Source organism: Streptomyces catenulae, from assembly GCF_000718015.1.
GTDB lineage: Bacteria > Actinomycetota > Actinomycetes > Streptomycetales > Streptomycetaceae > Streptomyces > Streptomyces catenulae.
Genome location: NZ_JODY01000027.1, coordinates 76158 through 86624, shown reverse-complemented (window position 1 = coordinate 86624; position 10467 = coordinate 76158). Strand labels below are relative to the sequence as shown.

Here is a 10467-nt window from a genome sequence, read left to right as displayed (position 1 = left end):
CCCCTCCCCGACCTGCACGCCTACTCCTCCCCCGCCCCCTCCCCCCGCGTCAGGTTCCCGAACGCTTCGAGGTTGCGGGTGGATTCGCCTCGGGCGACGCGCCAGGCGTACTCCTTGCGGATCGCGGTGGCGAAGCCCATCTCCAGCAGGGTGTTGAAGCTGCCGTCGGCGTTCTCCAGGACGGTGCCGAGGATGCGGTCCAACTCCTCCTCGGTGACGGCGGCGAGCGGGAACTTCCCGACGAGGTAGATGTCGCCGAGCTGGTCGATCGCGTAACTCATGCCGTAGAGGCGGGTGTTGCGCTCCAGGAGCCAGCGGTGGACGGCCTCGTGGTTCTCGTCGGGGCGCCGTACGACGAAGGCGTTGACGGAGAGGGAGTGGCGGCCGACGACGAGGGAGCAGGTGGTGGAGAGTTTGCGGGTGCCGGGCAGGGTGACGACGTAGCGGCCGGGGGCGGGGGACTCCCAGGTCAGTTCGGCGTCGGCGAGCGTGCGCTCGATCACCGCGGCGGCGGTCGCTCCGGCGCCCCGGTCCGTCCGCCCGTCCTTCACTTCAGCCACCTCGTCAGCCATGGGGTGATCGTAGGTGACGGCGCCTTTCCTGCAGTGCGGCGGCGTAGACGTCGCCGGTGGCGGCGGCTGCGGTGTCCCAGCCGAAGGACTGGGCGTGCCGGGCGGCCGCGGCGCCCATCCGGGCGGGCAGCGCCGGGTCGGCGACGAAGCGGTCGAGGGCGTGGGCGTAGTCGGCCGGGTCGTGGCCGGGGACGAGGTGGCCGGTGACGCCGTCGCGGACGGCCACCGGCAGACCGCCGACCTCGGCGGCGATCACCGGGGTGCCGCACGCCTGCGCCTCGATGGCGACGAGCCCGAAGGATTCGCTGTACGAGGGCATGACCAGCACGGATGCGGCGCGGTACCAGTCGGCGAGCTGCTGCTGGCCGACCGGCGGGCGGAAGCGGACGACGTCGGCGATGCCGAGCAGCGCGGCGAGTTTCTGGAGTTCCTCGGGCTTGGCGAGACCGCTGCCGCTGGGACCGCCGACCACCGGGACGACGAGCCGGGAGCGCAGCTCCGGCCGCCGTTCGAGGAGGACGGCGACGGCGCGGAGCAGGATGTCGGGGGCCTTGAGGGGCTGTATCCGTCCGGCGAAGAGGGGTATCAGCGCGTCCTGCGGCAGCCCGAGGCGGTCGCGGGCGGCGGCGCGACCGGCGGCGACGGAGGCGTCCGCCCCGGAGCCGGTCAGGGTGACGGGGGTGGCGCCGGGGCCGAGGGGGCGGAAGCGGTCGAGGTTGACGCCGGGGTGGACGACGGCGACCCGGGCGGGGTCGGCGTCGTAGTGCCGGACCAGTTCGTCGCCCTCCTCGGCGGTGTTGGCGATGAGGCGGTCGGCGGCGCGGACGATCTGGGTCTCGCCGATGACGCGGGCGGCGGGCTCGGGGGTGTCGCCGGAGGCAAGCGAGGCGTTCTTGACCTTGGCCATGGTGTGCATGGCGTGCACGAGGGGAACGCCCCAGCGTTCGGCGGCGAGCCAGCCGACGTGGCCGGAGAGCCAGTAGTGGGCGTGGACGAGGTCGTAGTGGCCGGGGCGGTGGCCCGCCCATGCCTGCATCACGCCGTGGGTGAAGGCGCAGAGCTGGGCGGGCAGCTCCTCCTTGGCGAGCCCTTCGTACGGTCCGGCGTCGACGTGGCGGACGAGGACGCCGGGGGCGAGTTCGACGGCGGGCGGGAGGGTGGCGGTGGTGGCGCGGGTGAAGATCTCCACCTCGATGTTGATCGCGGCGAGCTTCCGGGCCAGTTCGACGATGTAGACGTTCATACCGCCGGCGTCGCCGGTGCCGGGCTGGTGGAGCGGGGAGGTGTGGACGCTGAGCATCGCCACCCGGCGCGGGCGGCGGGCGGCTCCGGGGAGCCGCAGCCGGGACGGGCCCGGGTGCTGGCCGAGGGGACGGCTGCGGAGCCGGGACACATATGGGCTCACTGCGAGCTACCTCTCTCCTGTGACGGGCTGCGCGCCTCCGACCTGGTGTAACAACGCGGGTCCGGCTTCCCTTCCCCCCGGAGCGCCCGACTTTCCACCGTTATCCAACCGTAACCGTACGGGGCGGGGTGCCGACTGGACGTGACGATCGCGGCGTCCGGGCGGGCCGCCGTCCGCGCCCGCAGGGGGGCGGCGGGACAGCCCGTAGGCTCGTCGTATGCCCCGCCGCTCCGCCGTCCCCGTCGCCGCCCGTCCCGTCGGGAACGCCACCCGGGGCACCACCAACCCGAACCGGCTGCGCCGGATGGACCGCTGGATCGCCGCCGAGCACGGGGCGGCGCTGCGGCGCAGTGCGGACCCGGTCGCCGTCGATCTCGGCTACGGGGCGGCGCCCTGGACGGCGCTGGAACTGCTGACGCGGTTGCGGACGGCCCGGCCGGAGGCGCGGGTGGTCGGGGTGGAGATCGATCCGGAGCGGGTGGCGGCGGCCCGGCCGTTCGAGCGGCCCGGGCTGGAGTTCCGGCACGGCGGCTTCGAGGTGCCGCTGCCCGGCGCGCCGGGGCGGGCGCCGGCGTTGATCCGGGCGGCGAACGTGCTGCGGCAGTACGACGAGGGCGAGGTCGCGGCGGTCTGGCGGCGGCTCTGTGCGCGGCTGGCGCCGGACGGGCTGCTGGTCGAGGGCACCTGTGACGAGATCGGGCGCCGCCATGTGTGGGTGGCGCTGGGTCCCGAGGGGCCGCGCACGGTGACCTTCGCGACCCGGCTCGCCTCCCTGGACACCCCGTCCGACCTGGCCGAACGGCTGCCGAAGGCGTTGATCCACCGCAATGTGCCGGGCGAGCCGGTGCACGCCTTCCTCCGCGATTTCGACCGCGCCTGGGCGGCGGCGGCCCCGCTCGGCGCGCTCGGCGCCCGGCAGCGCTGGCTGGCCGCCACCCGCGCGCTGGCCGCCGACTGGCCGCTGACCGGCGACCCGCGCCGCCGCCGTCAGGGTGAGGTCACGGTGGCGTGGGAGGCCCTGGCGCCCCGGGGGTGAGGCCCGGCGGGGCGCCTCCCCGGGCGGAACGGCCCGCCGCGGCTCCGCGCCCGGCCCTCACGCCGCCGGAACCCGCTCCCCCGCCACCCGCCGGGCCAGCTCCCGCAGCCGGGTTTCCGTCAGGGAGCCTTCCTGAGCGCTGTAGGTCACCAGGACCTGCTCGTCCTCCTCGGCGGCGAGGCGGAGGCTCTCGAAGGTGAGGTCCAGGGCGCCGACCCACGGGTGGACGATGCGCTTCACGCCGTAACGGCATTCGCTGACCGCCTGGGCCTCCCACGCCGTACGGAACTCCGGGCTGCGGTCGAGGAGTTCGCCGACGACCGCGGCGATCCGGGGGTCGCCGGGATGGCGGCCGCTCTCGGCGCGCAGGGTGCCGACGACCTGCTCGGCGACGCGCTCCCAGTCCCGGTGGAGGGCGCGGGCCGCCGGGTCGAGGAAGACCAGCAGGGCGGAGTTGCGGCGGTCGGGGACGACGGCGTCGAGGTCGAAGACGATCCGGCCGCCCAGCGCGTTCCAGGCGAGCAGGTCCAGCCCCCGGCCGACGACCATCGCCGGGACCGCGCCGTCCATCGCGTGCAGCAGCTGCCGCACCTCCGGCCGTACCGTCCGGCCGGGGACGTCCGGGCCCCGGCCCGGGGTGCGGCGGCCGTGGGAGGCGAGGTTGCGCAGGTAGGTGGCCTCGCCGCCGGTCAGCCGCAGCGCCCCGGCGAGGGCGTCGAGGACGCCGTCGGAGATCGCCGGGGCGCGGCCCTGCTCGATACGGGTGTAGTAGTCGACGCTGATCCCGGCGAGCTGGGCGACCTCCTCGCGGCGCAGCCCCCGCACCCGGCGACGGTGCAGTCCGCCGGGCAGCCCGAGGGCGTCCGGGTCGAGCGCCGCGCGGCGGGCCTTGAGGAACGAGCTGATCTCGGCTTCGGCAGACGGCATCCGTCCAGTATGCGGCGGGGCCCGCTCGGGTGGTTCTGCCGAACCCGGGTTGCGGCGGGTCTGGTGACGCGGGCGGGCGGCCCGCAGGCTGAGACCACCCGCCGCGGGCCCGCCCCCCGGGCTTCCGCGGGCGGGATTCGCCGTGCACACGGCAGCCACCCGCACTCTCCGCAGGAGGAGCAGCAGATGAGGTACAGGACGCTCGGCGGCACCGGGATCTCCGTGAGCGAGTTCGCACTGGGCGCGATGATGCTCAGCCCCATGGGCGGCACCGACGCCGATGAGGGCGTGCGCACCGTTCACCGGGCGCTGGACGCCGGGATCAATTTCGTGGACACCGCCGACATGTACGCCGTGGGCGAGTCGGAGAAGATCGTCGGCCGGGCGCTCCAGGGGCGCCGCGACGAGGTCGTACTGGCGACGAAGTTCTTCCACCCGATGGGCGACGACCCCAACCGGCGGGGCGGCTCGCGGCGTTGGATCGTCCGCGCGGTCGAGGAGAGCCTGCGGCGGCTGGGCACCGACCGCATCGACCTCTACCAGATGCACCGCCCCGACCCGGCCACCGATCTGGACGAGACGCTCGGCGCGCTGTCGGATCTCGTACGGGCGGGAAAGGTGCTGGCGGTGGGGAGTTCGACGTTCCCCGCCGAGCAGATCGTCGAGGCGCAGTGGGTGGCCGAGCGGCGCGGTCACGTCCGCTTCCGTACCGAGCAGCCGCCGTACTCGATCCTGAACCGCGGGGTGGAGGCGGCGGTGCTGCCGACCGCGCAGCGGTACGGCATGGGCGTGCTGACCTGGGGTCCGCTGGGGGCGGGGTGGCTGTCCGGGCGGGATCTGTCGGTGAGTTCGCGGGCGTCGCTGGAGACGCAGAAGTTCGATCTGTCGCTGCCGGGCAACGCCCGTAAGGCGGCGGCGGTGGCGGAGTTGAAGCAGGTGGCGGCGGAGGCGGGGATGACGCTGCCGCATCTGGCGACGGCGTTCGTCCGCGCCCACCCGGGGGTGACGTCCGTGATCATCGGGCCGCGCACCCTCGACCAGCTCAACGGGCTGCTGGCGGGCGCGGAGGTGACGCTGGGCGCGGATCTCCTGGACCGTATCGACGCCGTCGTCCCGCCGGGCACCGACCTCAACCCCGCCGACAACTATTACGTGGCCCCGGCACTGGCGGACGCGTCGCTGCGGCGGCGATGAGGAGGGCGGAGCGGTGGCGCCGGGCGGACCGACCGCTCCGGGGAGCGGCTCCGGGCAGGTGCCCCGGGCGGGCCTTTCGAATTCCGCCGCCGGAATTCGAACTCCTTTCACCCGCCCGACCCGCCGTCACGGCTCCGCCCGCGCCGGAGCGGAATTCCGCACTAGATTCGACCGGCGTCCGGATTCCGGGAATTTCCGGAGGAGAATTCCGGGCGCGCCGTGAATTCCGCACCCGGGAGAGACCGTTGACCCTGCCGCCCCGACCGCGCCCCGACCACCCGACCGCCGCCCGCCCCGCGTCCCGGCCCCGTGCCTGTCGCCGTACCGTCCGCGCCGCCGCCCTCGGGGCGGTCGCCGTGCTGGCCGCCGCCGTGCCCGGTGTCGGCGTCGCGGCCACCCCGCCCGAGGACACCGCACCGGTCGCCGACGGCGTCTACACCCTCGGCCAGCGCGGACAGCGGGTGACCCAGCCGGACGGGGACGCCGACGCGCACGCCACGCTGCTGCCGCCCGCGGCGCAGCCGGACGGGCAGCGGTGGGAGGTCCGCTGCGACGACGGCGGCGACTGCACGCTGAGCAATGTGCGCAGCGGCGCGTTCCTCGGCCACCGCGGCGGGCCGGGCGCCCATGTGCCGGTGATCACGCGGACCGCGCCGACGGCCTGGCATCTCGACCCGGCGGGCGCGCCCGGCACCTACCGGCTGCTCGCCGCCAAGGACCGGAATTACGCGCTGGACCTCTCACCGCTGCTCATTTATCCGCCCCGGCTGGAGCTGAACACGGTGAACGGGAACAGCAGCCAGGTGTGGGAACTGCGCCCGGCGCATTCCTGAGCCGGACGGATGATTCCGGCCGGGAGGATGATTCCGCCCGGACGGATACGGGACGGGCGGGTGCGACCGGTGTGGCCGCGCCCGCCCACCCGTCCGCCCGCCCGGGCTCAGGGGCGCGCACCCCACCGTCGCGCGCCCCGCGCCGTGCGGGCTTCAGCCCACCACCCCGGCGCCGCGCAACGTCTCCAGCAGCGCGTCCACCAGCCCCCGGTCGCGTTCCTGGGTGACCCGGGCGCGGGCCGCCTCCGGGGGCAGCCACAGCAGGCGGTCGACCTCGCGGTTGGGGACGAAGCCGCCGCCGGTGGCCTCGGCGGCCCAGTAACGGACCTCCTTGGGGCGGCCCTCGACGACGTAGTGGACGGTGGGCAGCCGGGGGCCGAGGTTGCAGGTCATGCCGGTCTCCTCGACCGTTTCGCGGACCGCCGCCGCCCGGAAGCTCTCCCCCCGCTTCAGCTTGCCCTTGGGATGCGACCAATCGCCGTACTTGGGCCGCCCGACGAGCGCGATCTCCAGCCCGTCGCCGGACCCGGCCGGGCGCCACAGCACACAGCCCGCGGCCCGGATCGGGCGCGCCCCCGGTCCGGCGGGACCGGGCGTCCCCTCGCTCGCCGTCGTCATCTCGTCGCTCCTCCTGCCGGTCACGGGCCTCCTCGGGACGTCGGGCGGGGGTGTCAGCTCCAGCGGCTCTCGGGCGCGGGCCCGGGCAGCCACAGGCGGCCGAAGGCATGGCGGGCCGCGGCCACCTCGTGGCGCTGGTCGGCGTGGAGGACGCCGAGCGCGTACGCGGTTGCCGGGGCGATACGGGGCGTACGGGCGGCGGACGCCGCGGCGGTCGCCGCCTCGGCGGCGTCGCGGTGGCGGCCCAGCGCCCGTCCGGCCTCCGCCAGCCGGGGGTCGGCGCGGCCCGGTGCGACGACCTCCTGGGCGTAGCGGCTGAGCCGGACCAGTGTGCGTACCTGGTGCCAGGGGGCGTCCTGGCGGTGTTCGGCGGAGAGCGCGTCGGGGTGGTGGGCGTGTCCGGCGCGGGCGAGCGGCAGCGCGGCGACGGCCTCGGCGAGGCGGCGGTGGGCGTGTTCGGCGAGCGGCTGGAGCGCCCCGGCGGCCGAAGCCGTCCCGGCGGCGCGGGCCACCGGCGCCTCGGACGCCAGGACCGCGACCGCGTCGGCGAGCGCGTGGAAGCGGGCGGAGCCCAGCGCCTGGAGGGCGGCGGAGTGGGCGCGGCTGCGGGCCAGGGTGAGCTGCCGGTCGAGGAGGGCGGCGGCGCGCGCGGCGCCCGCCGACAGCAGCCCGTCGCCGTCCGCCTCGCCCGCCTCGGCCGTCTCCGCGGCGGCGTCGGTACGGCCGCGGGCGGGTGCGGTGCCGCGCCCGGTGGCCGTCCGGTCCCCGCGTCCGGTGGCGCGCCCGGCGGGCTGCGGCCGGTCGGTGCGGCCGGTGAGGCGCTGGAGGGCGGCCATCAGGCGGTCGCGGCGGTCGGCGAGGGCGTGTTCGCGGGCGAGGGTGCCGGACAACCAGCCCAGTTCGGCGCGGAGTTGGTCGGCCCACGCCTCCTCGGTCAGCGGCCGGAAGGTGTGCAGGGTGGCGCTGATCCGGCGGGCGGCGCGGCGCAGTTGCCGGGCGGCTTCCTCGGCGCCGTCGGCGTCCGAACCGCTCTCGCGGTGGCGGCGCAGGCTGCGCAGGAAGTCCGCGGACCGGTCGTGGAGGTACCCGGCGAGGGCCTGCCCGGCGGTGGCGCCGTCGGGCGGCGTCTCCGCCGCGCCCTCGGGCCCGTACCCGTACGGGCCGTCCACCACGGCGGCGCGGGTGCCGCAGCCCGGGCCGGGCTCGGGTCCGATGCCGATGCCGATGCCGATGAGACCGCCCGGCCCCCCGGCCGGAAGGTCAGGTCGCTGGGCCACGCCGGCGCCTCCGCGCGTCAATGAGCATTTCCTGTACGTTGCGCAACGGCGTGCCGTCCGCGTCGACCGCGTTCCGGGTCCAGTCGCCGTCGGGGCCGAGATGCCAGGACGAGGTGGTGTCCGAAGTCCCGGTCTCCAGCAGTCTGTTGAGGGCGGCGCGGTGCGCGGGGTCGGTGACCCGCACCAGCGCCTCGATCCGCCGGTCGAGGTTACGGTGCATCATATCGGCGCTGCCCAGCCACACTTCGGGCTCGCCGCCGTTGCCGAAGGCGAAGACCCGGGAGTGCTCCAGGAAGCGGCCGAGGACGCTGCGGACCCGGATGTTCTCGCTCAGCCCGGGCACCCCGGGGCGCAGCGCGCAGATGCCGCGGACCCATATGTCGACGGGCACCCCGGCCCGGGAGGCGCGGTAGAGCGCGTCGATGACCGCCTCGTCGACGATGGAGTTGACCTTGATGCGGACGTAGGCGGGGCGTCCGGCGCGGTGGTGGGTGATCTCCTTGGTGATCCGCTGGAGCAGTCCCTCGCGCAGCGAGCGGGGGGCGACCAGCAGGCGGCGGTAGGTGCCGCGCCGGGAGTAGCCGCTGAGCCGGTTGAAGAGGTCGGAGAGGTCCGCGCCGACCTGCGGGTCGGCGGTGAGCAGGCCGAGGTCCTCGTAGAGCCGGGCGGTCTTGGGGTGGTAGTTGCCGGTGCCGACGTGGGCGTAGCGGCGGAGCGTTTCGCCTTCCTGGCGGACGACGAGCGACAGCTTGCAGTGCGTCTTGAGGCCGACGAGCCCGTAGACGACGTGGCAGCCCGCCTCCTCCAGCTTCCGCGCCCATTTGATGTTGGCCTGCTCGTCGAAGCGGGCCTTGATCTCGACGAGGACGAGGACCTGCTTGCCGGATTCGGCGGCGTCGATCAGCGCGTCCACGATCGGCGAGTCGCCCGAGGTGCGGTAGAGCGTCTGCTTGATCGCCAGCACGTCCGGGTCGGCCGCCGCCTGCTCCAGGAACGCCTGGACGGAGGTGGAGAACGAGTCGTACGGGTGGTGCAGCAGCACATCGCGGGCGCGGACGGCGGCGAAGATGTCGGGCGCGGACGCGGACTCGACCTCGGCGAGGTCGCGGTGGGTCCCGGCGACGAACTTGGGGTACTTCAGCTCGGGCCGGTCCTGTGCGCCGACGCCGAAGAGTCCGGTGAGGTCGAGGGGGCCGGGCAGCGGGTAGACCTCGGCTTCGGAGATCTTCAGTTCCTGGACGAGCAGGTCGAGGACGGACGGGTCGATGGACTCCTCGACCTCCAGCCGCACCGGCGGCCCGAAGCGGCGCCGCATCAGCTCCTTCTCCAGCGCCTGGAGGAGGTTCTCCGCGTCGTCCTCCTCCACCTCCAGGTCCTCGTTGCGGGTGACCCGGAACATGTGGTGGGCGCGGACCTCCATCCCCGGGAACAGCTCCTCCAGGTGGGCCGCGATGACGTCCTCCAGCGGCACGTACCGCTGCGGCGACGCCTCCAGGAAGCGGGAGAGCAGCGGCGGCACCTTGACCCGCGCGAAGTGGTCGTGGCCGCTGACCGGATTCCGTACGACGACGGCGAGGTTGAGCGAGAGGCCGGAGATGTACGGGAAGGGGTGGGCGGGGTCGACGGCGAGCGGGGTGAGGACGGGGAAGATCTGCTGGCGGAAGAGGGTGAACAGGCGGGCCTGTTCCTTCTCGGTCAGCTCCGGCCAGCGGATGAGGTGGATGCCCGCGTCGGCGAGGGCGGGGGCGACGTCCTGCTGGTAGCAGGCGGCGTGCCGGGCCATGAGTTCGCGCGAGCGGGTCCAGATGAGGTCGAGGACCTCGCGGGGCTGGAGCCCGGAGGCGGAGCGGGTGGCGACGCCGGTGGCGATGCGGCGCTTGAGTCCGGCGACGCGGACCATGAAGAACTCGTCGAGGTTGGACGCGAAGATCGCCAGGAAGTTGGCGCGCTCCAGCAGCGGGGTGGCCGGGTCCTCGGCCAGCTCCAGCACCCGTTCGTTGAACGCCAGCCAGCTCCGTTCCCGGTCGAGGAAGCGCCCCTCGGGCAGCTCCTCGCCGCCCTCCCCGGGGGCGGCGCTCTCCTCGTACGCGTCCGGGTCGGAGTCCAGATCGGGGGCCAGCTCCGGGACGGAGGGGGCGACCGCGTTCGGGCGGTGCGCCGCGATGGAGCCGACCGACGGCTGGGCCGCGGGGCTCCGGTCCGGCGGCGCCACGGCGGGCCGGGGCGGGGCCGGCCGCCCGGTCTCGGTGGGGACCTGAGCGCTCGGCTGCTGGTTCATGTCCCCATTCTTCCGCTCCTGGAGCGTTCCAGGCGCGTCGGACGGGTACGCGGCTGAGAGCCGTGGTGGGGGAACGTTCGGCACAGCGGGCTGCATTCACCGATGCTCGCAAGCGCGTCTGAATCACCGGTAACGCGAACGTGGCGACCAGGCAAGCGGGGCGCTACCGGGCGGGGACGGAGCGTGCCGTACGGGGGCGTACGGGGCCCGCCGGGGCGGCGGTATCCGGCCCGCGCGCGGGGCGCGCGGCGTCCCGGAACGCGCGGGACGGGGTGGAACGCGCCGGAAGACCCCTGGAACGCGCCGACGGCGCCCGTTCCACCCCGG

General features: G+C 75.0%; 9 protein-coding genes. 3 read left to right on the top strand and 6 right to left on the bottom strand.

Features of this window, described 5'->3' with window-relative positions:
- Positions 1-20 precede the first annotated feature (20 nt).
- Both IF23_RS0122215 and mshA read right to left on the bottom strand, forming a co-directional pair.
- Positions 21-572, bottom strand: a complete 552-nt coding sequence (locus tag IF23_RS0122215) for a type III secretion system chaperone family protein (RefSeq protein WP_030286353.1) — start codon at positions 570-572, stop codon at positions 21-23.
- Positions 565-1977: a D-inositol-3-phosphate glycosyltransferase gene (gene mshA, locus IF23_RS0122210; RefSeq protein ID WP_030286351.1), complete on the bottom strand. Its 1413-nt coding sequence runs from the start codon at positions 1975-1977 to the stop codon at positions 565-567. The genes IF23_RS0122215 and mshA overlap by 8 nt, the downstream gene beginning before the upstream one ends.
- A 217-nt stretch (positions 1978-2194) precedes the next feature.
- On the opposite strand from mshA, the gene IF23_RS0122205 reads away from it, so the two are divergent.
- Positions 2195-3013, top strand: coding sequence for a class I SAM-dependent methyltransferase (locus tag IF23_RS0122205; protein WP_030286349.1), 819 nt, complete (start codon positions 2195-2197; stop codon positions 3011-3013).
- Between the two features lie 57 nt (positions 3014-3070).
- Here IF23_RS0122205 and IF23_RS0122200 read toward each other — a convergent pair whose 3' ends face one another.
- Positions 3071-3940, bottom strand: a complete 870-nt coding sequence (locus IF23_RS0122200) for a helix-turn-helix domain-containing protein (RefSeq protein WP_030286347.1) — start codon at positions 3938-3940, stop codon at positions 3071-3073.
- A gap of 186 nt (positions 3941-4126) precedes the next feature.
- On the opposite strand from IF23_RS0122200, the gene IF23_RS0122195 reads away from it, so the two are divergent.
- Together IF23_RS0122195 and IF23_RS0122190 are read left to right on the top strand one after the other, a co-directional pair.
- Positions 4127-5134, top strand: a complete 1008-nt coding sequence (locus tag IF23_RS0122195; RefSeq protein WP_030286345.1) for an aldo/keto reductase — start codon at positions 4127-4129, stop codon at positions 5132-5134.
- Positions 5135-5379: 245 nt separating this feature from the next.
- Entirely contained in the window at positions 5380-5967 is a 588-nt protein-coding gene (locus IF23_RS0122190; protein WP_030286343.1) for an RICIN domain-containing protein, read from the top strand.
- Between the two features lie 153 nt (positions 5968-6120).
- On the opposite strand, the gene IF23_RS0122185 is transcribed toward IF23_RS0122190, so the two are convergent.
- From IF23_RS0122185 to IF23_RS0122175, 3 genes are read right to left on the bottom strand one after another with little or no spacing between them, the layout of a single operon-like run.
- A complete protein-coding gene (locus tag IF23_RS0122185) occupies positions 6121-6585 on the bottom strand; it encodes an NUDIX hydrolase (protein ID WP_051739802.1) in 465 nt (154 codons plus the stop codon).
- Between the two features lie 53 nt (positions 6586-6638).
- The gene (locus IF23_RS0122180) at positions 6639-7862 is read right to left on the bottom strand and encodes a CHAD domain-containing protein (RefSeq protein ID WP_425423871.1); all 1224 of its coding nucleotides are present in this window, start codon (positions 7860-7862) and stop codon (positions 6639-6641) included.
- Positions 7846-10140 carry an RNA degradosome polyphosphate kinase gene (locus tag IF23_RS0122175; protein ID WP_030286337.1) on the bottom strand — a complete coding sequence of 765 codons (2295 nt, stop codon included), beginning with the start codon at positions 10138-10140 and terminating at the stop codon, positions 7846-7848. The genes IF23_RS0122180 and IF23_RS0122175 overlap by 17 nt, the downstream gene beginning before the upstream one ends.
- Positions 10141-10467 lie beyond the last annotated feature (327 nt).